Raw genomic sequence first — 26705 nt, forward strand, 5'->3', positions numbered from 1 at the left:
GCCTGCGCGAACATATCTCAGCATAAAAAGGGGGCTGCCCATTCGGAAGGCAGCCCCCTTTGCCGAACTAGGAAAAGATCAGGCGTTGGCCTGTGCAGCAGCAACAGCGCAGGCAACGGTAGCGCCGACCATGGGGTTGTTGCCCATGCCGATCAGGCCCATCATCTCAACGTGTGCGGGCACGGAGGAGGAACCTGCGAACTGAGCATCACCATGGACGCGGCCCAGAGAGTCGGTCAGGCCATAGCTTGCGGGGCCTGCAGCCACGTTATCGGGGTGCAGGGTACGGCCCGTGCCGCCGCCGGAAGCGACGGAGAAGTACTTCTTGCCGTTCTCGATGGCCCACTTCTTGTAGGTACCGGCGACCAGGTGCTGGAAGCGGACGGGGTTGGTGGAGTTGCCGGTGATGGAGCACTGAACGTCCTCCTTCTTCATAATGGCAACGCCTTCCATAACGTCGTTTGCGCCGTAGCACTTGACAGCAGCGCGCTCACCCTCGGAGAAGGGGATCTCCTTGACGACCTTCAGGGTCTGGGTGGGGATATCGTACTCGGTCTGCACATAGGTGAAGCCGTTGATACGGGAAATGATGTAAGCTGCATCCTTGCCCAGGCCGTTCAGGATAACACGCAGGGGGGTCTTGCGGACCTTGTTTGCGGTGCGTGCGATACCGATAGCGCCCTCAGCAGCAGCAAAGGACTCGTGGCCTGCCAGGAAAGCGAAGCAGGTGGTGTCCTCGCTCAGCAGACGAGCGCCCAGGTTGCCGTGGCCCAGACCGACCTGACGCTGCTCAGCAACAGAGCCGGGGATGGTGAATGCTTCCAGACCTTCGCCGATGGCAGCAGCGCACTCGGCAGCGTCGGTCAGGCCGCGCTTGACGGCGATGGCGGTGCCCAGGGTGTATGCCCAGACAGCGTTATCAAAGCAGATGGGCTGCACGCCGCGCACGATCTTGTCGCAGTCGATGCCCTTAGCGAGGAGCATCTCGTTGCAAGCGTCCAGAGACTCCAGGCCGTTGGCCTTCAGGCATGCCTCGATTTTCGGCATACGGCGATCCATAGATTCAAAAGTTGCCATGAGTTGTTCCTCCTCTCTTATTCCTCACGCGGGTCAATGTACTTGACAGCGCCCTGCTCCTTGCTGAAGCGGCCGTAAGTACCCACGTTCTTCTCGTAAGCCTCGTTGGGGGTCTTGCCGTGACGGATATCCTCCATCATCTTGCCCAGCTTGACGAACTGATAGCCGATGACCTCATCGTTGGCATCCAGAGCCAGCTTGTTGATGTAGCCCTCGGTCAGCTCCAGGTAACGGACACCCTTGGCCTTGGTGGAGAAGATGGTGCCGGTCATGGAGCGCAGGCCCTTGCCCAGGTCATCCAGACCTGCGCCGATGGGCAGACCGTCCTCAGAGAAAGCGGTCTGGCTGCGGCCGTAGACGATCTGCAGGAACAGCTCACGCATTGCCACGTTGATGGCATCGCACACCAGGTCGGTGTTCAGAGCTTCCAGAATGGTCTTGCCGGGCAGGATCTCGCCAGCCATAGCAGCGGAATGGGTCATGCCGGAGCAGCCGATGGTCTCCACCAGAGCCTCCTCGATGACACCGTTCTTGATGTTCAGAGACAGCTTGCAGGTGCCCTGCTGGGGTGCACACCAGCCCACACCATGGGTGTAGCCGCTGATGTCCTTGATCTCATAGGCCTTGACCCATGCGCCCTCTTCGGGGATGGGAGCCGGACCATGCTTAGGACCTTTGGTGATCGGGCACATATTCTGTACTTGCTGCGAATAGGTCATAATCATACTCTCCTTTTGACAAATTGATGCCATTGGCAGGGGGTGTCCTGCCGTTTGCATTGACCGGCTGCACCGCTCTCTTCCGCGCCACGCCGGTACTACCACGCATGATTTTATTATAGAGAACCTTGGCGGAATTTGCAAGACGTTTTGCGGATTTTTTCACAAGCATTTTTAACGGTTATTTGCTACTAACTAGCACTTTCACCGCTTTCGCTGCCCAGTTCGTCACATTTCTATCATATTTGTCAAAAGGAATATCTTGCGCTGTCCGGTTCAGTTTTTTCTGGGCGGCTGTTGGGCCCTGACAGGCCGGAGCGCCCAGATGCACACAAAGCCCGCCGCCGCGCCTGCCATGGCCAGCCAGTGCCGCCCGGTGGCAAGACCCCACAGGTTCGCCGCAAAGGGGAAGGCAAGGCTGCCCACGCTCTGTCCCAGCGCCAGAAAGCCGTAGTTCACCCCGGCATGGGGCAGGCCGAACAGGTCGGTGGAGAGAGAAGGCAGCACCGCCGCCAGCGCCGAATAGCAGAAGGTGAGCCCTGCGTACACAGCCACAACGAGCCACCCCTGTGCGAACAGGAAGGCCGCTGAAAGCCCCAGCGATACGCCGAACAGGATCAGGTCAGTGGGGCGGCGGCCGATCCGGTCGCTGAGCAGGGGCATCAGCAAGCGGCCCGCCGCGCTGCCCACGCTGCCCAGCACCACACTCCACAGGGCAGCGCCCTCGTCCAGGCCCCGCTCCATGCCCAGCTTTAAGATGATGGGGCTGAACAGCAGCACCGCCGGGGTGGAAAAGCAGACCGCTCCGGCGCAGAGCCAGTATTGCTTTGTTCTGAGCATCTGCAGCGGGGCAAGGTCGAGGGCCGGGGTGCCCTTTTCCCTGCCCTGCTCCTCGGGCTTCTGCTTTGCCGGGGGCGGGTCGGTGAGCAGGGCACTGCCCACAAGGCAGACCGGCAGCGTGAGTGCCCCCAGCGCCCAGAACGCCCCCCGGATCCCCTGCACCGGGCCAAAGCCCTTCAGCGCCGTGCGGACGAATCCGGTCAGGAACGCACCGCTCAGGCCCACCGCGCCGCCAATGACCCCCGTGGCAAGGCCCTTGCGCCCGGCGTACCATTTCTGGGCGCAGGACTGGATGGACGGGTAGAGAAACGCCGTGCCCAGCCCCGCCGGAATGCTGAACACTGCCCAAAACCATCCCCCCTTCTCCCCGGGCAGGAGGGCCGCCGCAAAGAACCCGCCGCAGAGCAGGCCGGTGCCCCACAGCGCCGCACAGCGCGGGCCTTTTTTATCCTGCAAAAAACCGCCGATGACGCAGCCCACCCCGAACGCTGCGATCAGGATGCCGAACGCATAGCCCGCGCCGTCCTCGGTCAGGCTGAACTCGTCCATCACCGGCTGCTGGAACACGCCCCACGCCGCAGGCAGGCCCGTCAGGATCTGAATGGCCGCCCCCGCCGCCAGGATGGTCCACGGGTGTTTTGCTGCAAATTGCTGTTTCATTGCCTGCCCTCCGAATGGTTTTTCCCTTACAGTGTACCCATTTCAATTGACAAAACGGCAGATTCCTTTATAATGGATAAAGTAACAACTAAACACGGCCTCGCCCTCTCCGTCATCGCTGCGCGATGCCACCTCCCCCAAAGTGGGAGGCTTTGGCAGTCCACACAAAGTTTACGGTTTTGCCAAGGGCTCTCCCTTTGGGAGAGCTGGACGCGGAGCGGCCTGAGAGGGCGAGCACTTGATAGAGAGGAACCAACTATGAAATCACAGGCATTGAAGGGTATGCGCGATCTGCTGCCCGCTGAGCAGACCCTGCGCGACTACATCCAGGGCAAGATCTTGGAGACCTACCGTGCTTCCGGCTTTGAGCGCATCTCCACCCCCATGCTGGAGGATATGGAGAACCTGGACAAATCCGATGGCGGCGACAACCTGAACCTGATCTTCAAGGTGATGAAGCGCGGAGACAAGCTGACCAGCGCCCTGGGCTCTGGCGACCCCAAGCAGCTCTCCGACATGGGCCTGCGCTATGATCTGACCCTGCCCCTGAGCCGTTTCTACGCTGCCAACAAGGACAAGCTCCCCCACCCCTTCAAGGTCATCCAGACCGACCGCGTGTTCCGCGCCGAGCGCCCCCAGAAGGGCCGCCTGCGCGAGTTTGTCCAGTGCGACATCGACATTCTGGGCGATGAGAGCCCCAATGCCGAGGTAGAGCTGATCGATGTGACCGCCCGTGCCCTGCTGGGCATCGGCTTTACCGGCTTCACCGTGAACATCAATGACCGCCGCATCCTGCGCGGAATGCTGGAGAGCATGGGCTTTGCCGCCGACACACTGGACTCTGTCTGCATCACCTTTGACAAGATGGATAAGATCGGTGCCGAGGGCGTGAAGGCCGAGCTGACCGAAAAGCAGCTGCCCGAAGCTGCCATCAACGCGCTGGCCGATTTCATTGCCGCCGGTGATGTGACACTGGAGTCCGTAGCTTCCCGCTGTGCCGACCCCGCCATTGCCGATGACCTGAAGTATGTGCTGGCCACCGCAAAGGCTATGGCCAACGGCCGCTTCGATGTGGCCTACTGCCCCAGCCTGGTGCGCGGCCAGGGCTACTACACCGGCATGGTGTTTGAGATCACCTGCCCGCAGTTCAGCGGTGCAGTGGCTGGCGGCGGCCGCTACGACAACATGATCGGTAAGTTCCTGGGCACCAAGGTGCCCGCTGTGGGCTTCTCCATCGGCTTCGAGCGCGTCTGCGGCATCCTGCTGGAGCAGGGTTATCAGATTCCCGGTGCCAAGCAGAAGATTGCCCTGCTCTACAACAGCGACGTGGACTTCCCCGCCGTGCTGGCCAAAGCCGCACAGCTGCGCGACACCTACAACGTCACCGTTCTGCCTCAGGCCAAGAAGCTGGGCAAGCAGCTGGGCCAGCTGGAGGCTTCCGGTTTCGCCGGTGCCGCCTTTATGGACAAGGATGAGGTAAAGATCTTCGCACAGCAGTAATGGGCAGGCGGCGGGAAGTTTCCCAAAGCAAGTGTCCGCTGGGGTGGGACCCTGTTGCCGCAGGCAATAGGGCGGGCGATGGAATGGCCCGTTTCACTTGCGCGGGAAAGCTTCCCGCCGCCCTTTGCAACAGCATATATAACAAAGCCCTCTCAGCCGATTTGGCCGGGAGGGCTTTGTTTTGTACAATCAAATTACAAGTTGTACAGTTCCGTATACTTTTTGGTCAGATAATCCAGATAGTAGTGTGCATCAAAGGTGCCGCAGGCGTTTCTGACGACTTCAGCAGGCTCCAGCAGGTGGCCGTACTGGTGCACCTTTTCCCGCAGCCAGCCGGTGACGGCGGAGAGATTCCCGTGGGCCACGCCGCCGTACACATCGAATTCCTGCTCCATATTGTGGAGCATCTGGGCACCGTAGGCATTGCCCAGAGCGTAAGACGGGAAGTAGCCGAAGGAGCCGCCCGACCAGTGGCTGTCCTGCAGGCAGCCCTCGCGGTCATTGGGAACCTCCACGCCCAGATACTCCTTGTACAGCTCTGCCCACGCGGCAGGGACCTCCTTTGCCGTCAGGGTGCCCGCAATGAGCTGCTTCTCGATCTCGTACCGCACCATAACGTGCAGGCAGTAGGTCAGCTCATCGGACTCGGTGCGGATGAGGCTGGGCTCCACCTTGTTCACGGCGCGGTAGAACTGCTCCGCAGTCACATTTCCCAGCTGTGCGGGGAAGAATTCCTGCACCTTGGGATAGATAGCCCCGATAAAGGCGCGGGAACGGCCGATGAGGTTCTCGTAGAAGCGGGACTGGCTCTCGTGCACGCCCATGGACACACCGCCGGTCAGGCAGGTGTACTGCAGGTCATCCCGGATGCCCAGCTCATACAGGGCATGGCCGCCCTCGTGGAGAACGGAGTACATCGAGGAGGCCACGTTGTGCAGGTCGTAGTTGGTGGTGATGCGGACATCCTTGTTGTTGAACTCCAGCGTAAAGGGGTGTTCGGTCTCACCCAGGCCGCAGTGGCCCCGGTCCAGACCCATGACCTCCATGAGATAGTCCGCAAACGCCTTCTGCTGCTCGACCGGATATTCCAGATGCAGGAAGCTGTCATCGATCTGGGGCTTCTCGCCGATGGCCCGGATGAGGGGCACCAGACCCTTGCGCAGGGTGTCAAAGAACACGTCCAGCTGTTGGGTGTCCACGCCCCGCTCATACTCGTTCAGCAGGGCATCGTAGGGCGCTTTTTCCGCATCGTAATAGCCCGCGAACTTCCGGTTATACTCTACCAGCTCCTGCAGGATGGGGCAGAAGGAGGCAAAGTCGTTTTCTTCCTTTGCCTTGTGCCAGACATCACTGGCGCGGTTGGTCAGCTCGCTGTATGCCATATACTCCTCGGCGGGGATGCGGGTGAGCTGCCGGCAGCTGCGGCGCAGCTCCTCCACCTCGCGGCGGTGGAGGGTGTCCAGCGTCTCCCGCCGGGCATAGAGCTCCTCCACCAGTGCAAGGGTCTCGGGGGCGGTCATCAGCTTCTGCAGTTCACCGGCCAGAATGCTCAGAGCCACACCCCGGCCCTCGGCCGTGTTCTTGGGGGCCACGGTCACAGCGTCCAGATACAGGCTGTTGGAGGCGCAGTTGTAGGCGTACAGCTTCTTCTGCAGGGTCTCCAGCGCCCGCAGCTTCTCATTTTGTTCCATTGGGTGTTTCTCCTTTTTCAGTTTTTGGTGGGAAATGCCGGGTCATTCCAGAAAAAGCGCTTCCGGGCCACCGGGTCCGGGTCCGGGATCTCAAACGTATAGCGCTCCGTTGCATTGATGACCGTGGTCTGGCCGTGGGTGCACACCCGGGGCAGGTTGGCATTATAGCTCAGGTGGACATGCCCGTGCACGAACCACTTGGGCTGGTACTCCTCCAGCAGGTCGTTGAAGCAGGCAAAGCCCTTATGGGCCCGGTCGTCGCCATCGTTCAGGCCGGCCGCCGGGGAATGGGTCAGCAGCAGGTCGATGCCGCCCGCCCGGTGGGCCTTGAACCAGAGCCGCCGCATCCGGCGGCGCATTTCCTGCTCCGTGTACTGGAAGGTCTCCTCGCAGTTGTAGCGGATGCTGCCGCCCAGCCCCATGATGCGCAGCCCTTTCCAGACATACACCTGATCGTCCACACAGATGCAGCCACCCGGCTCGCCCTCCGTGCGGTAGCAGCCATCGTGGTTGCCGTGGACATACAAAATGGGGGCCGCTGTAAAATTTGTTATATATTCGAGGTATTTTTTTGGCAGATCCCCGCAGGAGAGGATCAGATCGACCCCGGCCAAGCGTTCCCGGGAGCAATAGTCCCACAGCGCCTTGGAGGGGGTATCGGAAATTGCAAGTATCTTCACGTCCGCAACACTCCGTTCTGTTGAGCTTTTTTACAGCGTCGTCTCTTTCAGGCTGCTCAGGCCGTTGATCTCCAGCAGGCCCAGCGTTCTGACATCCAGCTGATCGTACCGGGGCAGGCTGCCCTCCACGCACTCGCCCAGCCAGTCCATCTCCATCAGTTCCTTGGGGGTGTAGGTGTCTGCAGTGGGTGCCTTGGGGATATGCCCCTGCGCAAAGATGCCCGCAGGGAAGATGGGGAACTCGTTGGCCGCAAGGTTCTTTTCCAGCAGATCGAGCAGCTGCTGCGTGCCCTTGGGCAGGGTCTCGTAGTAATCCAGCCGCTCCGCGTCACTGTGGAAGCCCCACCAGTAGTTGATGGCCTTGCCGCTGGAACCGCTGTCCCAGGTGCCCTCGAAGATAGAGCGGATGATGCCGATATAGAACACTTCCCACTTCCAGACCGGCAGCGCCACCGGCTGGATGCTGCCATCCGGCATCCGGCGGCACAGGCCGTATTCCCTGGCGCTGCCGGTGGGCTCAAAGGGGCTGCAGGCGTAGAACAGCTCGATATCCGGGCAGTCGGAGAAATCCAGCGGTTTTCCCGGCTCCTGCAGGCAGGCCCAGCGCAGCAGGATATGGCTGTTGGGCCGCACGGTGCGCAGGCCCCGGGCAAAGGCATTGACGGCCGCAGGCACACCGTAAACGGGGTTGGCCGCCACATAGCCCACCCGGTCGGTCAGATTCAGGATACCCGCCAGCATTCCCAGCAGGTAGTTGGCCTCATAGGTGCGAGGGTAATAGGTGCGCACCAGCGGATGGGGCGCGTTCAGGCAGCAGTTCAGGAACCGGGTCTTGGGGTGCTGGGCCGCTACCTTGAGGCAGGCGGGCCGCATCCGGATACTGGTGGTGAACACCACGTCCGCGTTGTCGTGGGCCACCTCTTCCATGATCTGCTCCGCGTCCACCTCGGGGGAGACATTTTCCCGGTTGGTGATGACGAGCCGGTCCGGGAATGCTTTTTTCAGGGCCTCGATCCCCTTTTCGTGGCCCCGCACCCAGGCGCTATTTTTAGCATTGTACTCGTGCAGGAACACCACCTTGAGCTGGCTGGGCTTGCTGAAGATGTTCAGCTTGTTCAGCAGCGGCTCACTGCCGGGCTTTGGCTCCAGCGAAAGCTCCACGGCGTGGGGCTCCGTCAGGATCTTGATCTCATCCCACAGTTTGGCCAGGTTTTCCCGCACCTGGCTGGGGGTGGACTGGCAGGCATCCGAATACCGGTAGACCGAGAGGTACACCAGCAGCGCGTCGCCCGGGGTCAGCCTCAGGGCAGAGCCGCCCAGCGCATAGAACTGCTGGCTGAACATGGTATACAGGGCCGAGAAGTTCAGCCGGTCGTCATCCGACCATACCTCGCTGGCGGCCTTGCAGACCAGTGTCTGCAGCTTTGCATAGCCGCCCAGCCGGGAGAACTGGACATTGTTGATCTTGCTCAACTTATAAAAATCGAGAAACTCGTAGTAGATCTTGTTTTCCAGCGTGTCGTTCCGGGCCGGAACAAGCCGGGTGACCGTGCCCGGAATGGTGACCGCCTCGTAGTATTTGAGGACAGACACCCGCTTGTTGCCCTCCTGCACATAGAACTTGTTCAGGTATTCGTAGGCAATGATGGGGGTGTGGATGCCCTCCTCCAGATGGGCCTCGCAGAGATTCGACCACTTGATGGCAAACTCGGTGTCCTCTTCCAGCAGGGGCATAAAGTTGGCCGCAAAGGCTGTGTGCCGCCCGCTGGTCTTGGTGCCCACAATGCTCTCGGCGGGGATATCCACCAGCCCCAGCGGTTCCTGGGCAACGATGTTCACCCCGTTCAGGATATCATCCAGCACCGCAAGGTACGGCGACTGGCCGCGCGCCACGCAGGCGCGGTAGGCACGCTGGCCCGCGCGCAGGGCGCTTCTATAATCTTCTATCATGGCCATAGCAGAACTCCCTTCTTCAATGGCTCCTGTTTTCCTTTCCCGGCCCGCGCCGCCGTGTATGCGGCACAGGTCCAAGAACAGTATAACATGAAATTCGGATTTATGGGAGACTTTCTCCGCCAAAGGTGTTGATTTACAGAATTTTTTCAGGTACGATAAATAGGAAACCATATTTGTGAGGTACATTTTCATGCAGACTGAACAGCTGCCCCGCCTGGAAGCGGGGGAATACCCCGGCGGCATCTGGTACTACGAGCCCCACACCTACCTGCCCTACCGCTATGTGCTGGGCCGGGTGGGCAGGCACCCGCTGGTGTGCATCGGCATCAACCCCAGCACCGCCCAGCCCGGCGCGCTGGACCCCACCTTAAAGAGTGTGGAGCGGCTGGCCAACGCCAACGGCTTTGACAGCTGGATCATGTTCAACGTATATCCCCAGCGCGCCACCGACCCCAACGACATGGACCGGGTGCCGGACCGCGCCCTCTGCGACGAGAACCTGCGCTGGCTGCGGGCCGTTCTGGCCGAGACCGAGCCCACCATGTGGGCCGCATGGGGCACCCTGATCGAAAAGCGGGACTACCTGCCCGGCCTGATGCGGGAGATGGTGGCCCTGACAAGAGAGCGGGACATCCCGTGGGTCACCTTTGGCAAGCGGAGCAAAAAGGGCCATCCCCATCACCCGCTCTACCTGCGCAAAGATTCCACACCCGAGCCGTTTGATGTTGAAAACTATCTGGACACCTGTTTTTGAGGGAGGGATACCATGACCCCGGAACGCTACCAGGCCCTGCTGCGCTGGCTGGAGGCCCGCCCCGCCCTGAAAAAGCTGGTGATCGCCCTGAACCGCTGGCTGCCTGCCGTGCCCTTTGCCTGCTACCCTTTGCTGCTGGTGCTGCTGAATGTCCGGTGGTTCCGGCTGCTCTCCGCAAACCGCGCCGCCGCTCTGGATTTTATGCAGCTCATCGCCCGGGCAGTCTTTGTGCCGGCCTTCGTCTTTCTGGGCGGCACGCTCCTGCGGGCCAGGCTGAACTTTCCCCGCCCGTATGAGCAGCCCGGCTTCACTCCGCTGGTGCCCAAGGAGACCCACGGCAAGTCCTTCCCCTCCCGCCACGCCCTGAGCGCCGCCGTGCTGGCCGCCGTGTGGTGCTACTTCTACCCCGCCGCCGGGGCCTGCATGGTGGTGGTGGCCCTGCTCATCTGCGCCCTGCGGGTGCTTGCCGGGGTGCACTTTGTCCGGGATGTGGCCGCCGGTGCTCTGCTGGGCTTTGCCCTTGGGGCCGCCGGAATGTACCTGCTGTGACCTCAAAATGCCCCCTGCGCCGGAAAATCCAAAAAAATTTGAAATTCCGCTTGACAGAAGCCTATGCGTATGGTATTATACTTCTCGCAGCGTGTGCCGAACGCACACTGCCGCCAGATAAGTACCCCATGGGATAACAACGTGCGCCCGTAGCTCAGGTGGATAGAGCAACTGCCTTCTAAGCAGTGGGCCGGGGGTTCGAGTCCCTTCGGGCGCATATTATGTGGTGCCTTTAGCGTAGTCGGTTAACGCGCCAGATTGTGGATCTGGAGACCGTGGGTTCGAGTCCCACAAGGCACCCTGCTAGGAATCAGACCGGAAGCCGAAAGGTTTCCGGTCTGATTTTTTGCTTTTCCAGCCCATTTTAACACGTATTTCCGTTGTTTTTCCGCTTTCTGCCGAAAAGTACAACTTTTTTTGAAATTGCGCTTGACAATTCCGGATTCCATGGTATAATAACTAACGTTCCGAGCCGAACGGCCTGTGAACAAAACAGAATATGCGGATATGGCGGAATTGGCAGACGCGTTAGATTCAGGTTCTAATCGGGGTAACTCGGTGGAGGTTCAAGTCCTCTTATCCGCACCATGGCGAGTGTTCTTACAGCATTTGAAAAGCTGTAAGAACACTCGCTTTTTATACAGCGAGTTCACAGGGGGCGTAGTTGACGACTACGCCTTTTCTTGTATTTACGGACACTTCCGGGATCGGCAGGGGCAGTACCGTTGGGATCTCGATCGTTCCGACGCAGTTATAGTGGATGCGAAGCCGCTGCTCCCAAACGCCGTCGATCTTCTCAGCATTAAACACTTCGATCTTCTCAACCAGTTCGTTCAGCATCCGGGGCGTCAGTTTCCTCGCTCTGGTGTACTTGCGAACAAGACCGATAAACATATCCGTTGTCATGGAACGGCTGCTCTGCTTCTCTATCTCGGAGCGGAGCTTTTTTATTTTCTCCGACAGCTCCTTTTGCTCGTCCTCATACCGCCGGGACATTTTTGCGAAGCGGTCATCGGAGAGCTTGCCGGAAACATTGTCCTCATAGATGCGCTCAAAGAGACCGTCCAATTCTTCGTCACGGGCAAGGAGCGTTTTCAGCTCTTTTTCCTTCAGCTTGCGGTCTGTCTGTTCCGCCTGCTGAGAATGTCCGATCACCGCTTTTACAAACTCATCCTCATAGAGGCTGGCGAATTTCGTTAAGCGCCGTATCTCTCCCAGCACCACTTCCTCCAGGAAGTCCACACGGACATAATGGGTAGAAGTACAGGTGCCGCGGTTGCCCTTGTAGTTGGAGCAGTTGAAATACTTGATCTCCGGATTGCCCTGATTGAAATGAAAGTGAAGGTTGCTGCCGCAATCAGCGCAGACCAGCAGGCCGGAAAACATATTGTGTTCTCCATTGTTGGTGCGGCGCTTACGGATTTTGCCCCGCTTCTGCTGCACCTGCTCATACACAGCACGCTCGATGATCGCCTCATGGACGTCCTGGAACACCACCCAATTCTCACGGTCATTGTCGATTCGCTTCTTATTCTTGTAGGATTTGGAATAAGTTTTGAAATTGAGAATGTCACCACAGTATTCCTGCAGGGAGAGAATTTTGGTTATTGTGGAGCTGTTCCACTTGGTAGGCGGCTGCTGTTTGCCCTTGCCGGGGCGTTTGATGCCCTTCGTGAGCCAGTAGGCCCGCGGGGTCAGGACATCGTCCTTTTCAAGCTGGGCGGCAATCTGCTCTGTTCCGAACCCCTCCAAAGTCATGCTGTAAACGCGGCGCACAACCTGGGCTGCCTCGTCATCCACGATCCAATGCTTCGGATCATTCGGGTCCTTGATGTAACCATAGGGAGGCTGGCCCATCGGCTCACCGGCATTGCCCTTGATCTTATTGCTGATGCGCCGCTTTTTGCTGATATCGCGGGCATACCACTCGTTGAACAGGTTGCGGATCGGGGCAAGCTCATTTTCGCCCTCTGCCGTGTCGATGTTATCCGAAACGGCCACCAAGCGGATATCATGGTTCGGGAAAAATTCTTCCGTCAGCCGTCCGACCTCAATGTAGTTTCGCCCCAGGCGGGAAAGGTCTTTGACAAAGACGGCGGCGGCTTTTCCCTGTTCCAACTGGCAGATCATTTCTACAAAACCAGGGCGATCCATCGTCACGCCGGAAATGCCGTCATCCAGAAAATGAACCAGATTTGTGTAACCCTTTTCCTTTGCGACTTTGGCAAGCAGTTTCTTTTGATTGCCGATGCTGTAGCTTTCGCCTTCAAGATTATCGTCACGGGAAAGCCTTTCATAGAGAAAGGCGGTCACGTCACGGGATTTTTTGTTATTCGACTGTTTCATAAGTCCTCCTTCCGTCAAGGCAGTCGAATAGCAAATATACTTGTACGAACACATTATACCGCCATTTGCTGCCTCTGTCAGCCGGGTTTGAAAGCTATTTACAGCTTTTCACTCTCGGACTTCATCAGGCGAAGGAGAACGCTACCCAGGGTATCCGGGCTTTCTTCTTTGAAAACCGGCTCAACAACGAACGACCGATTGCCAATGTGATAGGTCGTTTTTGCATCCAGAGGATTTTTCTCTGGTCTGCTGGTCTTGCCGGGATTTGTAGCTTTATCTTGCATGATAAAATCCCCTTTCATAAAGCATAAAGATAGCAATGAAAGAGGCAAAACGGACGGCTGCTGGCACAGCTCCACGGGAGTCTAACCCCGGCCCATGCTGATGGGTGCGGCGCACAATGCTTTTTGGGCGTTCAATGCGCGAGTATCTTTGACCCTGCCCGTGTGTCATCGCCCGCAAGCTGCCACGCTTGCTTTGCGGTCTGGTGTTTCTCGCTCTCTCCGCATGGAGGTCATGGCGCACCGACCATATGGCTCGGCACAAACAGGAATGTATCCGTTTGCCTTATACTGCGGCGCTGGCCTCCCAACGGGCTTTCTTTGTCAAGGTGCGGAACACACCATGCGGAAAGGGGAACGCACGGCGGTCATCTGAATCAGGTCAGGTCAAAATCCAGAATCGCAATAATCAGCTTCGTTTCCAGTCTGCGGCGCAGATCATCGTCCACCTGAGAATGAGGACAGCCCTGAGGATCATAGCTTGTCCTTGTGGAAAGCGCCGCTATGTAGCCGGAGTAGTGGCCGATCACACGGTTTACCGCGTCAGGGTCGCCCTGGACAGCGGCGGTAATGACCGGATAAGGAAGAAGATTATTCCGGGAAGCTGCGGTGTCACGCATCCGTATCACCTCCCATCAGCTCTTTCAGCAGCCGATAGGATTTCAGCCTGCGGTTGTTGATCGTCCTGCGGGCCAGGTTCATACGCTCCGCGATCTCACGGTCCGCCATTTCCAGGAACCAGTACATCAGAAGGATATCCCGGTTGTCCTGAGGCAAGGCGTTCAGCGCATCGGCCAGCAGATCGTTTTCGATCAGGATCACATCACCGCCAAGAATGAAGGTGTTGTACTCCCAGGGATAACGGTCATAGGCCGCAAGCTGCTCCATTGCGTCCTCCGGCAGTTCGCTGAAAGGGATGCTGTGCTTCTTCCTGCGGCTGATCTCTCGATAGCCATTGCAGGCCTCGCACTTCAAGACCTTTTTGCAAAAGCTGTCAAAGGCGTGCTGCTTGTGTTCGGCGTGGCGATCAGGTTTCATGTTCTCACCTCCCTTCGTGCCGGGAGGCAGTTCTTTTCTTCCCCTTTCGCTCACTACTCGTTCTGCGGAAGGCTGTTTTGGCCAGCTCTGCCGGGAAAAATCAAAATTATTTTTTCTGTCGCTCATTTGTGCGCTCCTTTCGTCCTGATCGGGTGGGTGGCCGGATCAGGCAAAGGGCGGAGCGCGGGGACAGTAGAAACATCCCCGATAACGACAAAAAGCGCCTGTCTGCAAAACGCAGACAGGCGCAGAAGAATTATAAAATCTATTTACATGATTTCTGTGTTCATACTCATAGCCGGAATAGTCCGATGGAGGGGCTACGCTTTTTTTAACTGGTGCAGATCATGGACGTTGCGAAAAAGCAAAAAGGACACGGCAATACCTCCCAGATACCGCCGTGTCCTTAAAAAAGGGCGACTTTAACACACCCCCCGTATTCTTATTTTTCGAAAAGAAAACGGCGGCTTTGATTTCGTATTAAAGCCGCCGTTTTTTATTTCGCGCAAATCTGCTGTTAGCGGCTCTGTGCGAATGATTTATAAAACTTGATGCTTTGCAAATACACGGCGAGAGATACCTGCACCAACTCCCAAAAAGAGCAGTGCTGCCGGGATTGCCCATATCGCATACAGCATCCCGTTACTCATTTGTTCCACCGACAGGAGCGAAATGGCTAGTACATGATAGATCGGAAGAAGTCCAACCAATCGGAACAATGGATTTACTTCGGTGATCGGCAGCAAAACGGGAAAAAGAAAAATTGCCATCGCCGCAACCAAAGCTACAATCTGATTTTTACTGATTGCAGATAGGAACAGTGTAATTCCCGTAACGCTAAGCGTACAGGTAAATGCCAGCAGAATTTGATATTTGAGCAGCGTACCGCAGGTGATATTAAAAGGGATAAACGCTTCCACATAGTCACTGGGGGCAAATAGAATACTGCAATCCAACCCTTCTGTTCCATAAAAAACAAAAGCAAGAAGCAGGTTAAATGCTGCAATCAGCGTGGTAGTGAGAATGGCGGTGATAATACCTGCAACCACCTTTGCAGTAGCGCATTTGGTTTTACCGTACTTGCTTGTCAATATGATATTATCAACACCTTCATACTCGCCGGAGAAAATCGGAGCAAGCATGATGATAACCGCAAGAGCAAGCGCGACAAAAACCCGCACCATGTTTCGGCTGGTGGAAAGCCAACCGTCCACATAGCCAATTTTGATTTCTTCATTGCCAAATACATCAGAAACACTTAATCCGTTCCAATTTCCCTCTTTATCAGAAAACCGTGAAAAGGCTGCCGATTGCATGGCGTTTTGATAAACATAGATTGCACTCAATCCATGTAAATCTGATGTCGGTGCAAAATCAGACATCATTTGCTGCACTTTTTTGTCTGTCAGGATTCCTTCATATTTCGCTGCAATTTCCTTGTCGATTTCTACTGCTGTTTTGCCAGTACCTTTACCGATATTTTGGTCAAACGCATATTTGTTTTGAAAGGTGGAAAAGGATAGCAAGGCAGAGAACAGGATAATTCCAATTAGAGCGATGAGCGCCAAACGCTTTGAAAACACTTTCCGCAGTTCAAAAAGAATCAGTTTTTTCATTCTTCACAGCCCCCTTTGAAATAGAACAGGTACAAATCTTCCAAAGTAGGCTGCACCCTTACTGCATTTTCCATCGGCGGACGATCTCCAATGATCCGTAAAATTGTCTGGTTTTCGCTGGTGTTTCGCAAGTTGCTTGTGTTGTAGGCAGCCGCGTATTTTTCCGCATAGGCAGTCGGAACCGTACATTCCCACACTTGGCCGTCGATTTCAGAAGTGATCTCCTGCGGATTTCCAAAGTGAATGATTTGCCCGGATTTCATCATGATGATTTCCTCCGCAATAAACTCCACATCGGAAACAATATGCGTAGACAGGATCACAATGCGGTCTTTGGAAAAGGCGCTGATCAAATTGCGGAAACGGACGCGTTCTTTCGGGTCAAGCCCCGCCGTCGGCTCGTCTAAAATCAAAATATGGGGGTCATTGAGCATGGCCTGTGCAATCCCCAAACGCTGCTTCATGCCCCCGGAAAAGGTTTTGATTTTGTGCTTACTTTCTCTCGATAAGTCTACTGCTTCCAGCAGCTCCTTTGACTTCTTCCGCGCCGCCTTCTCGTCCAATCCTTTTAGGGCAGAAACATAGAGCAGAAAGTCAAACGCTGAAAAATCCGGGTAATATCCGAAGTGCTGGGGCAAGTAGCCCAAAAGATTGCGATAGCGTTCACCCAGCCCCACAATGTTTTTCCCGTTCAGCAGAATTTTCCCGGAAGTAGGATTTTGGATATTGCAGAGCAGACGCATAAGCGTTGTTTTCCCTGCGCCATTTGCACCCAGTAAGCCGTAGACGCCATTTGTTAAGGTAATATTCAAATTGTCCACGGCGGTTTTGGAACCGAACTTTTTTGTCAGTCCGATCGTTTTTAATTCCATAAAAAGCCCCTTTCTCCATAGGGAGCAAAAAAATACTCTCCATGTGTTTTCATGGAGAGTATAGAGGGAAAATATCTACTTTTTATCTACAAGGCAGGAGATTTGAAGTAGGCGGATACCTTTGCCCCGGATGCAGTATTTTCGATCTTCAAATAGCCGTTGTGGTGTTCACAAAGCAGCTTGCAAATATACAGCCCAAGTCCAAAGTGCTCGGAATGGTTGCTTTCCTCTGTGTAATATGGACTGGTGGCTTTTTGCAGACCGTTTTTGTCAAACCCCTTTCCATCATCCGATACGGAAAGCAGCAGACCATTGTCACGCAAGGCAAAAGAGATTGTCACCGCAGTCCGGGCATACCGAACCGCGTTGGAGATCAGGTTATTGCTGACCTGTGAAACAAAGGCCCCATCAAGGGATAACTGCGAAACAGGCATGTCATTTTGTAAAATCAATTCTTTTCCGTTTTTCGCACATACGATTTTTGCGCTGTCATACAAAGAAGATGCCACTGTCTGCAAGTCTATCAACTTGTACTCCGGCTGCGCATCTTCCATGCGCCTAAGATTGCTCATACTGCTCACATAGCTTTCCATACGGGAGATATGTTTGCCCATTATGGCGGCGGTTTCTTGTGTTTGAGGATTTTCGCTGGCTTGCAGCATTTCATTATAGCCTTTTAGTACTGTTAGAGGGGTACGCAAATCGTGAGCAAAAGCGGCGTTGAATGCTTTTCGTTCTTCAACTTGCCGCCACATTTTAGAGAAATTGTCCGCAAGGGTTGTCCGCATGATTTCAAAGGACGCGCAAAGCTGCCCCAATTCATCGTTGTTATCATAGTCGATTGAAAAGTCCAAGTCATTGTTCGCTATTTTTTCAGAAGCAGTCCGCAGTTCCACAAGCGGCTTTTTCAGCCTGTTTCTGTAAAACAGCAGCGCAGCAGCGATAATACAGAATGCAGAATAGATAGGAGTTGCAACAATGGGAAGTTTCTCCAGTAGCGCAATGGTACGCTCGTCCTCTTTAGACATCGGGACGGGCACTGTCCCGATGTAAGCGCCGTCGCCCAACTGTTCCCCCTGTTCATTTGTCAAATAATATTTTTCGCCGGACGGGGGATAAGATGCTCTGATACCTTCGGCAGCACTACCACAGATTGAAAAAGTCGTTACGGATAGAAAGACTGCGAGTACAACAAAGGCAATTATATAGAGAACAAGGCTTTTTCGGAGAGATAAATAGTGCTTGCGGCAATTTACTTGACCCATTTGTATCCACACCCCCAAACCGTTTCAATATATATGCGGTCGGTATATGCCGCGATTTTGGATCGTATTCTGCGGATATGCTCTGCCACAACGCTGCTGTCGCCCTCGCTGTCATAACCCCAAATACGCTCATATATCCGTTCTTTATCAAAGATCTGTCCTGGATTTTGAGAAAGCAGTTCCACAATATCAAATTCCTTTTTTGCAAGACCGACACGCTTATCGCCAAAGAACAAGCAACGTTCTGAATAGTCAATCGTCAAATCACCGGAAAACTTGACTTGTGCTTCAAAATTGTGTCGTGCTTCCCGGCGCAGATGAGCGCGCACCCGCGCTTCAAGTTCCATAAGTGAAAAGGGCTTCACAATGTAATCATCGCCGCCAACAGTAAAGCCTTTTACCTTATCTGTATCTTCGATTCGAGCAGTCAGAAAAAGGATCGGGCAGGATATGTGATCGCGGATACGCTTGCAAACTTCTAACCCGTCTTTTCCGGGCATATTGATGTCAAGCAAAATAATATCCGGTTGTTTTTCCACTTGCTTTAGTGCTTCTGCACCATTGAAAGCGGGCAGGACACGAAAGCCCTTGCTTTCAAAAAAGCTGCCGAGCATAGAAACAATGTCGCTTTCATCGTCAGCGATTAAGATTTTTGCTCCCACTTTACACACCTCCTAACAATTAAGTGTAGTGCTCATTTTTCAACTATTTATCAATTATCTTACTGTCTATTCTTCTCCCGTCAACAGGCTTTTCCGCGTCTTTGGGTATCAACCAAATGCGGCTGAACTTTACCGCGCCGGGTATGCGCTCACCCTCGCAAAGTTTCTGCACCCGTCTTTCGGAAATGCCCCATTTTGCCGCCACTTCCGCACAAGATACATATTCCATACAAGCACCCGTCCTTTCTGTTCAAAACCTACCATGATATATTATATACGGTCAAACGAATAATAGCAATAGACCGAATGTGAATAATAGGAAGTATTTAAGCTAACACAATGAACTAATAAGGCATATCCTTGAAAACGAGGTGAACAGTAGAATGTAGTAGGGTGAATGGATATGTCTAAAAGAACGAAGAAAGATAAGCGGCCTGTTGCGAAAATCGACTTCAAGCCGTATGGCGCAGCAATCAAAGCCGGGCGCACAAAGCAGAAAGAATCCCGGAATAAGGCAGCTGATGCGCTGTTTATTTCGCCGCGCTATCTCGCCAACATCGAGAATAAGGGACAGCATCCCAGCGTACAGGTATTCTTAGAGCTGATGTCCCGGTATCATATCTCCGTGGATCAGATTCTTCATGGCGAAGCTATGGAGGGCAAGTCTACGGAGCGTATGCAGTTTGAAACGCTGTTGGACGAGCTGACGGATGCGGAAATCAAAATCCTTACGGCAACGGCGCAAGCGCTACTGGATGCAAGAGCAGACAGCGAGGGAGAAAATTGAATACGGTGTAAGGAACGCTATGAACAGGTAGTTCATGGCGTTTTTCTTTTGCAAAATCCGCAGATGTGGCCAAAAGGCCCCATTCAGATTGTAGTATGGGTAGCGGAAGGAATACGGGGGTACGAAGTAGTCAGCAAGCACAGCAAGTGTAGCCACACTTGCGGATTTTTCTTCTTTTCAGGTCCCTTGCCCGAAAAGAGAAAACTGCTTGTTGGGATATCCCAAACCCTTATGAGAAACGGAGGTATCCGCTATGGCGAACAGGAAACGGCCCATCGTTCTTCGCTGCCCGGTGACGGCGGAGGAACGGGCTTTGATTGAACAGAAGATGGCTCAGCTCCCCACCCAGCGGATCGGTGCCTATCTCCGCAAGATGGCGATTGACGGGTATATCATCTATACAGATACCGCAGATATCAAGGCGTTCACCAAAGAGCTTTCCGCCATCGGCCGGAACATCAATCAGATCGCCAAGCGGATCAACGCCGGAGGTCCTGCGTATCAGGCCGACATGGACGAGATACGGGAAAGGCTGGACGAGATATGGCAGTTACAAAGACACATCCTATCAAGTCAACGCTGAAAGCAGCCATTGACTATATCTGCAACCCGGAGAAAACAGACGGGAAGCTCCTGGTATCCGCCTATGGCTGCTCCGTCGAAACTGCGGATATCGAATTTGCCTGGACCCGCCGCCATGCCATCGACAAGGGAACGAACCTGGGCCGACACCTGATCCAAGCCTTTCAGCCTGGGGAGGTTACGCCGGAACAGGCCCATGAAATAGGCATGGAACTTGCAAAAGAAATCTTGGGCGGCAAGTATGAATTTGTACTTACCACCCACATAGACAAAGATCATGTTCATAACCACTTGATTTTCAATGCGGTCAGCTTTCAGGATCACAAGCACTATCACTCCAATAAGCGGAGCTATCACTTCATCCGCCGCACTTCGGACAGGCTTTGCAAAGAACACGGTCTGTCCGTCATCATCCCCGGACAGGACAAGGGCAAAAGCTATATTGAACATCAGACCACGCAAAACGGCACCAGTTATAAGGCGAAGCTGAAAGCTGCTATTGACCGGCTCCTGCCAGCCTGTTCCAACCTGGAAGAACTGCTTCGCCGCCTGCAGAGAGAAGGCTATGAGATCAAGCGTGGCAAATATATCTCCGCCAGAGCGCCGGATCAGGAACGGTTTACCCGTCTGAAAACCTTGGGGATGGACTACACCGAAGAAGCCCTTGCCGCCCGGATTGCCGGACGCGCCAGACCTTCCCGCCAACCGAAACAGCAGAATGGAAAGATCAGTCTGCTCATTGATATCCAGAACAACATCAAGGCGCAGCAGAGTGCAGGCTATCGCCGCTGGGCGACCATCGAAAATCTGAAACGGATCGCGGATACCTCCAACTTTTTGACGGAGCATGGTATCGGCAGTTATGAAGAATTGTTGGATCGGTGCGAGGTGGCATCCGCCTCCGCTGCCCGGCTGAAAGCGGACCTTCGGGATACCGGGGCGAAAATCGACGAGCTGGCCTTGAAGATGAAGCACGTCGCCGCCTACCGCCAGCTCAAGCCAATCTATGACCGCTATAAGGCGTCCAGGGATAAGGAAAAGTTTCTGCGAGGGCATGAGAGCGAGATCATCCTTTTTGAAGCCGCCGCCAGGGAGTGTAAGCGGCTGGGTGCGGTTCCGCTGCCTGCCACAGAGCGGATGCAGGCCGAAATAGACGAGCTCAACGCAAGAAAAGCCATTCTAAAAGCTGAATTGCAGAAAGCCCAGCGGAAAGAACAGGACTATGCTGCCATGCGTCAGAATGTGGAGGTTTTTCTTCCCCCGCCGCAGCCGGAGCAGGAGCGGAAAAAGAATGTGGAGCTGGAATAAATCCGTTTTCTGCGTTTTATTCTGGGCTTTTGTCAGAACATCAAATATAATAACGATATAGACATATCAAAGGAGGCGAGCCTATGACGAGAGGCGAAGCAATAAAGGATTTCTTTTGCAAGACGATCCTGCCCGTGGCGGCCGCCGCGCTGCTGTACTGCATCTTCCGGTCCGCTTGCGTGAAAACCGGTGAGCTGGACTACCTATGGTTATGGATACTCTGCGGGCTGCCGTTCGGCATCTGGCGGCTGCGCCTCTGGATCATACCAGGCGGCGGCTCCCTGGGCAGTGGGATTGCCTTGTTCGCGCTGAACTTTATTCTGGCCGGGATCATCGGCGGTTTCGTTCTGGTCTGGCGGCTGATCGTGGCGGTGTGGTATGTGCCGCTGACGGTGTGGAGATTGATAGTTGGATGACTACACTTAAAACACAAACCGGAGGGATAATACCCTCCGGTTTCTTAATCATTCCGTGTCCGCAAAAAAATCATATGCATTTTCTTTGTTAAAGTAGTAGTTTGCTATCACTCGGTTTCGTCTTTGATAGTATTCTTTTAGATATAGATTTGAAATGATTGTAACAGCATCAATAACACTTGAAAGCAGTTTAGCAATATCTTCATCTTCTATTTTAATGAGCGGGATGTCTACTCGATCTTTCCATCTTCTGAACGTAGATGTGGACTCAAAGCGCTTGTCTACTTGTCCGTTATTATGTACTATCATGTTCCGAAGGTTCACAATATCCAGTAAATCATCCCAAGTTTCAGCGTTCAAATTCTTTCGTATTTCAATTCCAAATGCCTTTTTGTAGATATCATTTGTTTTTTCAATATTCATAAAGTCGTTCCCAGTATACTTGCGAACAATTTTTTCCAAGAAGCTATCTTTTTTAGATTCACAACTTATGAAGAGTAAGGCCTCAAAATAATCCCTAAATAGAACCTCGATAATAGATGCCAGTTCAATTATTTCGATTTGATAGCAGTCATACGCCAATAGCCACTTCTCTGTTTCAGGTCGATGTTCCGCAACTGCCTGAATACTAATACGATTCATTCGTTTAATACGAACAAAGCGAGCCAGATGCTTTTGTATATTTTTTAGCGTAGATGTTCGGCCACAAGAATGGCAAAAATTATATCCAGCAGTCTTAGATTCTTTCTTATCGTGAATGCATAAGGAAACTGTCCCACAATAAGGGCAACAAAGTTGGTATAGTTGAAATCTTCTGAGGTGCATATTCTTAAAAAAATCCTCAGAAGTTAATGGCTTTCGTTTGATTCTTTTGCAATAGCCAGCATAGAATGAGTAGTAAAGTTTCTTCATATAGTTCAAATGTTGATTGGAGAATTTCGCCAGAAATTCCTCGTCTACCAAGGCATACATCTCATTATCTGCTTTTTCCATAAAGCGATTCCTCTCATAGCAAACATTTTTCTCTAATCCTGACGCAAACAACCATATCCTTATATTTTATAATTATAGCAGTTATTTTTCCAATTTACAAATATCTTCATTTTGCAAAAAGAAAAAAGCGGGAGTACAGCCAATCGGATGAACCGAAAAGCTGTACTCCCGTTTTATGTGTCAGAAAGTGTTTGAAATCAAGCCTTTTTCTTCATGTACCAGCAAACAGACCGACACATGAGAAATCATAAAGGCTCCCTTTGAAAATACGGATACAGGGAATTATTTTGCGGTTTTTCCACCCCTATCTTCACATATTTTAGACCGTTTGGAATTGTAATGCGGACAAGCGACCAGACACGCCCTAAAACTCTGCTTGCAGCCGTGAACACATTTTTTACAAATATGGTTATACTGCCGCCTGCCGTTCTCGCCCAGGAAGAACGCCCATTCCAGCCGCCACTTCTTGCTTCGGCTCATAGGCAGTCATGCTCCGGCACATCACGGCCGGGCTTCTTGCCCTCCGGGGGCTTGTGCTCAGCACACTCCCGTTTGGCATCCTCTAACCGCTCACGGATGGAAGGCTTCTCCGGCGTTGTCCGATCTGCGTACTCCTGGGCTTTTTCCAATTCTTCGCCGCGTCTGCCGTTGTTGATAACGCCATCGATCATCCCGTAGTCATCTTCCAGCGTCATTTCCGCCGTGCGGAGGGGATTGTCCTGTTCCGGCTGCTGCGCGAGGACAGCAAAAGCCCGTGTGCCGTTGCCCATGATGAGATATTTCCCATCGTCAGACTGATGGTGAACCCCATATCCCGCCGCCTCCATTTGTTCCCGCGTCATATTGGTCACATAAAAGCTGCCTCTGGGTGTGCTGATCCGCTCCTGCGTCGCCATCTGATCCGGCGTGGGGATCGTGACCTCCGCTGCCCGTTCCGGCTGCAAAAATTCCGGCACCTGGGAGAAGCCAAAGCGGTCACAGTAATGCGCGGTGTTCTCCCCGTCCTGATGCAGCACCACAATATCGGACACGGACAGGGAGTGCCCCTTGAAGTCTGCCGGGTGGTTGATATTAAATCGGGTATAGATGCTTTCCAAACTGTCCTGCTCTGTCAGCGGGGCGGTGTAGACCAGTTCATAGTTCTCCGGCTTTACAGAAAGGCCATTGTTGCGGATGGCATCCAACGGCTCAAAGCGGTAATCCAATGTTTCATTGCCGCTTTTCAGTTGGTAGATGGAAAAGGTATCTCTCGGAACGGCCTGCGCCTGCTCCGCAATGTCGGCGGGCGTCTGCACATAGGCGGCCGCCTCCGCTGCATACTCCCGTTCTGCCTTTTCCGCAAAGGCCAGCATTTCGTCAATACGGGACTTGTCCGGGTTCTCCAACGCTGCCTTGATCTCGGCGGGGTCGAAGTCCAGAAATTCCTCATAGCCTGTGGCATCCTTGAACTTTTCAATCTCCGAAGGAAGATAGTCTTCCTGCGTCTGTCCCAGCGCCGCCAGCTTTTCATCCAAAGCGGAAATGCGTCCGGCCATCAGATTTTCGTAAAGTTCTTCCTTTGCGGCGTGTGCCTCCGGGTGCTCCGCCGCATACTGCGGATCGTTCTGACGGAAAAACTCGTCCATGTCAAAGGCAATATCCATAGCCCACTCGGATTTTTCTTCTTCGGGAAGATCATCCTGAAAGGTCATCACCCGGTACTCGTCGGGGATGCTGCCGCGTTCGCCGTCGTAAAACTCATGGAAGCTGCTGCCGGTATCCCAGACATACCCCTGATCCGTGAAGGTGCCGTTTTCCTCCAACGCAACGTCCCGGCCGTAGGCCTCATAGTCGATGTAATTCTGCAAATGCTCTGGCACCTGCATAACGTCCAGTTCTTCGATGTAATAGCGGCCCAGATCGTCATAGTCATGGATATCGGGGTAAACCTCATAGCAATCCAGATTCTCGGTGAGGTTGATGATCTCCTGCAGGCTGCCGCAATGGTCGCCCATTTCCATACCGGCCTGAAACTGTGCGTATTCGCTTTCGCTCATTTCATCCAGCTTCGATGCCAGATAATTCAGCTCGTCCAGATTTTCGTATTCGCCCAGCTTACTGTAAAGGCCGTCCACATAGCAGTCATAGTCCGTGATGAACCATTCCTCATAGGGCTGGCCGAAGTCATCCTTCTGGCCGATTCCGATCCGCTTAAACACTTCTTTCAATTCCTCGGCGGTGGTGGGAAACTTCACCCACTCGCCCACAAGCTCGCCCTCGTTATATTTCCCAAGATTGGTGATAAAGGCGGCAAAGGGATAATCCTTGTTGTGATCGTAATATGGCATATCAGCACCTCCTTACAGCTCCGGCGCAGATTTTTCCTTATGGGGCTGCGCCTTGTTTTTCTCCGCACATTCCTTCTTGCCCTGTTCCAGCCGTTCCCGGATGGAAGGCTTTTTCTCCGGCTCCGCAGGGCGTTCATGGTTCCACTCGTCGCCGGAGAGAGAAATATATCCGTGTTCCGTAAAATGGCCCTGTTCCTCCTGCATGGCGTACTTGCCAAACGGAACAGGGTCGATCGCTTTCAGAAGTTCCGGGGGCAGCAGCATATCCATGTGCTGTGCCAGATACCGCCACCCCAGATCATTCAAATCGTGGATATTTGGCTCAAATACGAAATAGTCGGTGTTGTCCGCAAACTCCTTAAACTGCTCCGGTGCTGTCAGCTTGAAGGGCGAGGCCTGCACCGCCGCCAGCACCTCCCGCTCCTCCGGGGAGAGGGCAGCCACCGCCGCCCTCACTTCGGGTAAATGTTCCAAAGTCTTATTTTCTACCATTGACACCTTCCTTTCTTTTCGGAAATTCCAATTTGAAGTTGATGTATTTGCCGCCCGTGTCGTCCAGGATCACCGCAGCGTCATAAGCAGCCTGTTTCTTTTCAGACCACATTCCCTTGACATTGGTACGTCCCTTTTTCAGAAGGTCCGTTGCCATCTTCTTTGTCAGCTCCTTCTTGCGGCTCGTCCAGAAGCGGTCATTTTTCCAGAGAACGAAACCGCAGGACCGATCCGAACACGCAAAGTTATTCTTGCCCTCATAGACCGGCTGACCGCAGCGGGGGCAGGTGCCGATCACTTCCTTCTCTGGGGCAAACAGCTTTTTGCCATCCTCGGAAATACAGGAATAGGTGGACACGATCTCTTGAACCATCGTGCGGATACCGTCCATGAAGGTATCCGGGTCAGCGCCGCCCTTTGCGATCTCCGTCAATTTCTGTTCCCATTCCGCTGTCAGCATGGGAGAGGTCAGCGGCTCCGGCAGGACCGTGACAAGGTTGATACCGGCTTTCGTGGGGATCAGGCTCTTGCCCTTGCGCTCCACAAATCCGGCTGCTACCAGCTTTTCGATGATGGCCGCCCTGGTCGCAGGCGTGCCAAGACCTTTTCGCTCCGCCTCGTCGGGGATATCATCCTTTCCTGCGTTCTCCATCGCGGACAGGAGGGTATCTTCGGTATAGGTCTTCGGCGGCTGGGTGAAATGCTCGGTAACAGCAATTTCCGCACCGTCAAAAGTTTGCCCTTCGGTGAAGTCCGGGAGCGTATCGCCGTCCCCATCCGCAGGCTTTTCCTTCAAGAAGGCACGGAAAATGCGGTCGATTTCCCGCCAGCCTTCGGCAAGGACGCGCTTGCCCTTTGCGGTGAAGGAATGGCCGCAGCAGTCAAATGTGGCCGTGACCGTCTCATACATATACGGCTCCGCCGATGCACACAGCAGCTTGCAGCAGACCAAAAGGAACAAATTGCGCTCGCCCAGGGTCAGAGCCTTGATATCCGCTTTCTCAACCTCCATAGTCGGGATGATAGCATGGTGGTCAGATACATCCTTGTCGGAGATCATGGCCTCCACCAGCGGGAAGAAGTTGCCGCAGCCATCAAAGGGCGGCAGCTTTGCTACCAGGTGGATCACGCAGGATGCCGTTTCTGCCATATCGGAAGTCAGATATCGGCTGTCCGTGCGGGGATAGGTCAGCAGCTTCTTTTCGTAGAGGCTCTGGGCGTAGTCAAGGGTCTGCTTCGCCGTGTATCCGAACAGGCGGTTTGCCTCACGCTGCAAGGTGGTGAGGTCATAGAG

Annotated in this window: 26 protein-coding genes and 3 tRNA genes; 10 read left to right on the top strand and 19 right to left on the bottom strand. The window is 54.1% G+C overall.

The window, feature by feature from the left end; translation table 11 throughout:
• Positions 1-78 precede the first annotated feature (78 nt).
• From J3351_RS06525 to J3351_RS06535, 3 genes are all read right to left on the bottom strand, one after another.
• On the bottom strand, positions 79-1077 hold the full coding sequence (locus J3351_RS06525; RefSeq protein WP_097778332.1) for a GGGtGRT protein: 999 nt from the start codon (positions 1075-1077) through the stop codon (positions 79-81).
• 17 nt (positions 1078-1094) lie between these two features.
• On the bottom strand, positions 1095-1796 hold the full coding sequence (locus J3351_RS06530; RefSeq protein ID WP_035394767.1) for an iron-sulfur cluster assembly scaffold protein: 702 nt from the start codon (positions 1794-1796) through the stop codon (positions 1095-1097).
• A 276-nt stretch (positions 1797-2072) separates the two neighbouring features.
• The gene (locus J3351_RS06535; RefSeq protein WP_207697372.1) at positions 2073-3296 is read right to left on the bottom strand and encodes an MFS transporter; all 1224 of its coding nucleotides are present in this window, start codon (positions 3294-3296) and stop codon (positions 2073-2075) included.
• A gap of 258 nt (positions 3297-3554) precedes the next feature.
• Between J3351_RS06535 and hisS the strand changes: the two genes are divergently transcribed.
• On the top strand, positions 3555-4796 hold the full coding sequence (gene hisS / locus J3351_RS06540) for a histidine--tRNA ligase (RefSeq protein WP_097773364.1): 1242 nt from the start codon (positions 3555-3557) through the stop codon (positions 4794-4796).
• A gap of 194 nt (positions 4797-4990) precedes the next feature.
• Here hisS and J3351_RS06545 read toward each other — a convergent pair whose 3' ends face one another.
• Genes J3351_RS06545 through J3351_RS06555 form a run of 3 tightly spaced genes read right to left on the bottom strand, consistent with a single transcriptional unit; the run spans position 4991 to position 9123 of the window.
• Positions 4991-6487 carry a carboxypeptidase M32 gene (locus J3351_RS06545; RefSeq protein WP_207697373.1) on the bottom strand — a complete coding sequence of 499 codons (1497 nt, stop codon included), beginning with the start codon at positions 6485-6487 and terminating at the stop codon, positions 4991-4993.
• Between the two features lie 17 nt (positions 6488-6504).
• Complete coding sequence (locus J3351_RS06550; protein WP_156066481.1) at positions 6505-7167, bottom strand: metallophosphoesterase; 663 nt, start codon at positions 7165-7167, stop codon at positions 6505-6507.
• Positions 7168-7197: 30 nt separating this feature from the next.
• The gene (locus tag J3351_RS06555) at positions 7198-9123 is read right to left on the bottom strand and encodes a BMP family ABC transporter substrate-binding protein (protein ID WP_242699330.1); all 1926 of its coding nucleotides are present in this window, start codon (positions 9121-9123) and stop codon (positions 7198-7200) included.
• Positions 9124-9313: 190 nt separating this feature from the next.
• Here J3351_RS06555 and J3351_RS06560 point away from each other — a divergent pair, with 190 nt between their 5' ends.
• The 5 genes from J3351_RS06560 to J3351_RS06580 all read left to right on the top strand — a co-directional run bounded on the left by J3351_RS06560 (position 9314) and on the right by J3351_RS06580 (position 11014).
• Positions 9314-9877 (top strand): DUF1643 domain-containing protein, encoded by a 564-nt coding sequence (locus tag J3351_RS06560; RefSeq protein ID WP_005935043.1) that lies wholly within the window; start codon positions 9314-9316, stop codon positions 9875-9877.
• 12 nt (positions 9878-9889) lie between these two features.
• A complete protein-coding gene (locus J3351_RS06565) occupies positions 9890-10426 on the top strand; it encodes a phosphatase PAP2 family protein (RefSeq protein WP_207697374.1) in 537 nt (178 codons plus the stop codon).
• 143 nt (positions 10427-10569) lie between these two features.
• Positions 10570-10643, top strand: a tRNA-Arg gene (locus tag J3351_RS06570).
• A gap of 9 nt (positions 10644-10652) precedes the next feature.
• Positions 10653-10726 (top strand) — tRNA-His (locus tag J3351_RS06575).
• A 201-nt stretch (positions 10727-10927) separates the two neighbouring features.
• Positions 10928-11014: transfer RNA gene (locus J3351_RS06580), tRNA-Leu, on the top strand.
• A 48-nt stretch (positions 11015-11062) separates the two neighbouring features.
• On the opposite strand, the gene J3351_RS06585 is transcribed toward J3351_RS06580, so the two are convergent.
• From J3351_RS06585 to J3351_RS14115, 9 genes are all read right to left on the bottom strand, one after another.
• Complete coding sequence (locus tag J3351_RS06585) at positions 11063-12772, bottom strand: recombinase family protein (RefSeq protein ID WP_119194707.1); 1710 nt, start codon at positions 12770-12772, stop codon at positions 11063-11065.
• A 98-nt stretch (positions 12773-12870) separates the two neighbouring features.
• Positions 12871-13056, bottom strand: coding sequence for a hypothetical protein (locus tag J3351_RS06590; protein WP_113992624.1), 186 nt, complete (start codon positions 13054-13056; stop codon positions 12871-12873).
• Positions 13057-13430: 374 nt separating this feature from the next.
• Positions 13431-13673, bottom strand: a complete 243-nt coding sequence (locus J3351_RS06595) for a helix-turn-helix domain-containing protein (RefSeq protein ID WP_113992623.1) — start codon at positions 13671-13673, stop codon at positions 13431-13433.
• Positions 13666-14091: a sigma-70 region 4 domain-containing protein gene (locus tag J3351_RS06600; protein WP_227622937.1), complete on the bottom strand. Its 426-nt coding sequence runs from the start codon at positions 14089-14091 to the stop codon at positions 13666-13668. Before J3351_RS06600 ends, J3351_RS06595 begins: the two co-directional genes overlap by 8 nt.
• Before the next feature lie 539 nt (positions 14092-14630).
• A complete protein-coding gene (locus J3351_RS06605) occupies positions 14631-15707 on the bottom strand; it encodes an ABC transporter permease (protein ID WP_113992621.1) in 1077 nt (358 codons plus the stop codon).
• Positions 15704-16579, bottom strand: a complete 876-nt coding sequence (locus tag J3351_RS06610; protein WP_097782607.1) for an ABC transporter ATP-binding protein — start codon at positions 16577-16579, stop codon at positions 15704-15706. Before J3351_RS06610 ends, J3351_RS06605 begins: the two co-directional genes overlap by 4 nt.
• An 86-nt stretch (positions 16580-16665) precedes the next feature.
• Positions 16666-17844 carry a HAMP domain-containing sensor histidine kinase gene (locus J3351_RS06615; RefSeq protein WP_207697376.1) on the bottom strand — a complete coding sequence of 393 codons (1179 nt, stop codon included), beginning with the start codon at positions 17842-17844 and terminating at the stop codon, positions 16666-16668.
• Positions 17832-18506: a response regulator transcription factor gene (locus J3351_RS06620; RefSeq protein ID WP_097782605.1), complete on the bottom strand. Its 675-nt coding sequence runs from the start codon at positions 18504-18506 to the stop codon at positions 17832-17834. The genes J3351_RS06615 and J3351_RS06620 overlap by 13 nt, the downstream gene beginning before the upstream one ends.
• A gap of 43 nt (positions 18507-18549) precedes the next feature.
• Positions 18550-18735, bottom strand: a complete 186-nt coding sequence (locus tag J3351_RS14115; RefSeq protein WP_097782604.1) for a DNA-binding protein — start codon at positions 18733-18735, stop codon at positions 18550-18552.
• A gap of 174 nt (positions 18736-18909) precedes the next feature.
• Between J3351_RS14115 and J3351_RS06625 the strand changes: the two genes are divergently transcribed.
• The 4 genes from J3351_RS06625 to J3351_RS06640 all read left to right on the top strand — a co-directional run bounded on the left by J3351_RS06625 (position 18910) and on the right by J3351_RS06640 (position 21599).
• On the top strand, positions 18910-19293 hold the full coding sequence (locus J3351_RS06625) for a helix-turn-helix transcriptional regulator (RefSeq protein ID WP_113992676.1): 384 nt from the start codon (positions 18910-18912) through the stop codon (positions 19291-19293).
• 253 nt (positions 19294-19546) lie between these two features.
• Positions 19547-19876: a plasmid mobilization relaxosome protein MobC gene (gene mobC / locus J3351_RS06630; protein WP_113992618.1), complete on the top strand. Its 330-nt coding sequence runs from the start codon at positions 19547-19549 to the stop codon at positions 19874-19876.
• On the top strand, positions 19837-21183 hold the full coding sequence (locus J3351_RS06635) for a relaxase/mobilization nuclease domain-containing protein (protein WP_207697377.1): 1347 nt from the start codon (positions 19837-19839) through the stop codon (positions 21181-21183). The genes mobC and J3351_RS06635 overlap by 40 nt, the downstream gene beginning before the upstream one ends.
• 83 nt (positions 21184-21266) lie before the next feature.
• Positions 21267-21599: a DUF6050 family protein gene (locus tag J3351_RS06640; RefSeq protein ID WP_147621070.1), complete on the top strand. Its 333-nt coding sequence runs from the start codon at positions 21267-21269 to the stop codon at positions 21597-21599.
• Positions 21600-21647: 48 nt separating this feature from the next.
• Here the strand turns inward: J3351_RS06640 and J3351_RS06645 are convergent, their stop codons facing one another.
• The 4 genes from J3351_RS06645 to J3351_RS06665 form a co-directional block, all read right to left on the bottom strand.
• On the bottom strand, positions 21648-22592 hold the full coding sequence (locus J3351_RS06645; protein WP_113992615.1) for a hypothetical protein: 945 nt from the start codon (positions 22590-22592) through the stop codon (positions 21648-21650).
• A 476-nt stretch (positions 22593-23068) separates the two neighbouring features.
• Positions 23069-24919, bottom strand: coding sequence for an antirestriction protein ArdA (locus tag J3351_RS14125; RefSeq protein WP_242699331.1), 1851 nt, complete (start codon positions 24917-24919; stop codon positions 23069-23071).
• Positions 24920-24931: 12 nt separating this feature from the next.
• Positions 24932-25411 (bottom strand): hypothetical protein, encoded by a 480-nt coding sequence (locus J3351_RS06660; protein ID WP_119194700.1) that lies wholly within the window; start codon positions 25409-25411, stop codon positions 24932-24934.
• Positions 25398-26705 (bottom strand): type IA DNA topoisomerase (locus J3351_RS06665; protein ID WP_242699332.1); only part of this gene is annotated, 1308 nt, incomplete at its 5' end. The genes J3351_RS06660 and J3351_RS06665, both read right to left, overlap by 14 nt.

This window comes from Faecalibacterium sp. Marseille-Q0746, assembly GCF_017377595.1.
In the GTDB taxonomy this organism is placed as follows: domain Bacteria; phylum Bacillota; class Clostridia; order Oscillospirales; family Ruminococcaceae; genus Faecalibacterium; species Faecalibacterium duncaniae.

Excerpts from the sequence above, each read along its gene's own strand:
- J3351_RS06590 (WP_113992624.1), bottom strand. The coding sequence starts at position 13,056 with ATGCAAGATAAAGCTACAAATCCCGGCAAGACCAGCAGACCAGAGAAA.
- J3351_RS06595 (WP_113992623.1), bottom strand. The coding sequence starts at position 13,673 with ATGCGTGACACCGCAGCTTCCCGGAATAATCTTCTTCCTTATCCGGTC.
- J3351_RS06555 (WP_242699330.1), bottom strand. The coding sequence starts at position 9,123 with ATGGCCATGATAGAAGATTATAGAAGCGCCCTGCGCGCGGGCCAGCGT.
- J3351_RS14125 (WP_242699331.1), bottom strand. The coding sequence starts at position 24,919 with ATGCCATATTACGATCACAACAAGGATTATCCCTTTGCCGCCTTTATC.
- J3351_RS06625 (WP_113992676.1), top strand. The coding sequence starts at position 18,910 with ATGTCTAAAAGAACGAAGAAAGATAAGCGGCCTGTTGCGAAAATCGAC.
- J3351_RS06560 (WP_005935043.1), top strand. The coding sequence starts at position 9,314 with ATGCAGACTGAACAGCTGCCCCGCCTGGAAGCGGGGGAATACCCCGGC.
- mobC (WP_113992618.1), top strand. The coding sequence starts at position 19,547 with ATGGCGAACAGGAAACGGCCCATCGTTCTTCGCTGCCCGGTGACGGCG.
- J3351_RS06565 (WP_207697374.1), top strand. The coding sequence starts at position 9,890 with ATGACCCCGGAACGCTACCAGGCCCTGCTGCGCTGGCTGGAGGCCCGC.
- J3351_RS06645 (WP_113992615.1), bottom strand. The coding sequence starts at position 22,592 with ATGGAAAAAGCAGATAATGAGATGTATGCCTTGGTAGACGAGGAATTT.
- J3351_RS06635 (WP_207697377.1), top strand. The coding sequence starts at position 19,837 with ATGGCAGTTACAAAGACACATCCTATCAAGTCAACGCTGAAAGCAGCC.
- J3351_RS06535 (WP_207697372.1), bottom strand. The coding sequence starts at position 3,296 with ATGAAACAGCAATTTGCAGCAAAACACCCGTGGACCATCCTGGCGGCG.
- J3351_RS14115 (WP_097782604.1), bottom strand. The coding sequence starts at position 18,735 with ATGGAATATGTATCTTGTGCGGAAGTGGCGGCAAAATGGGGCATTTCC.
- J3351_RS06600 (WP_227622937.1), bottom strand. The coding sequence starts at position 14,091 with ATGAAACCTGATCGCCACGCCGAACACAAGCAGCACGCCTTTGACAGC.
- J3351_RS06530 (WP_035394767.1), bottom strand. The coding sequence starts at position 1,796 with ATGACCTATTCGCAGCAAGTACAGAATATGTGCCCGATCACCAAAGGT.
- J3351_RS06605 (WP_113992621.1), bottom strand. The coding sequence starts at position 15,707 with ATGAAAAAACTGATTCTTTTTGAACTGCGGAAAGTGTTTTCAAAGCGT.
- J3351_RS06615 (WP_207697376.1), bottom strand. The coding sequence starts at position 17,844 with ATGGGTCAAGTAAATTGCCGCAAGCACTATTTATCTCTCCGAAAAAGC.
- J3351_RS06660 (WP_119194700.1), bottom strand. The coding sequence starts at position 25,411 with ATGGTAGAAAATAAGACTTTGGAACATTTACCCGAAGTGAGGGCGGCG.
- J3351_RS06545 (WP_207697373.1), bottom strand. The coding sequence starts at position 6,487 with ATGGAACAAAATGAGAAGCTGCGGGCGCTGGAGACCCTGCAGAAGAAG.
- J3351_RS06585 (WP_119194707.1), bottom strand. The coding sequence starts at position 12,772 with ATGAAACAGTCGAATAACAAAAAATCCCGTGACGTGACCGCCTTTCTC.
- J3351_RS06640 (WP_147621070.1), top strand. The coding sequence starts at position 21,267 with ATGACGAGAGGCGAAGCAATAAAGGATTTCTTTTGCAAGACGATCCTG.
- hisS (WP_097773364.1), top strand. The coding sequence starts at position 3,555 with ATGAAATCACAGGCATTGAAGGGTATGCGCGATCTGCTGCCCGCTGAG.
- J3351_RS06525 (WP_097778332.1), bottom strand. The coding sequence starts at position 1,077 with ATGGCAACTTTTGAATCTATGGATCGCCGTATGCCGAAAATCGAGGCA.
- J3351_RS06610 (WP_097782607.1), bottom strand. The coding sequence starts at position 16,579 with ATGGAATTAAAAACGATCGGACTGACAAAAAAGTTCGGTTCCAAAACC.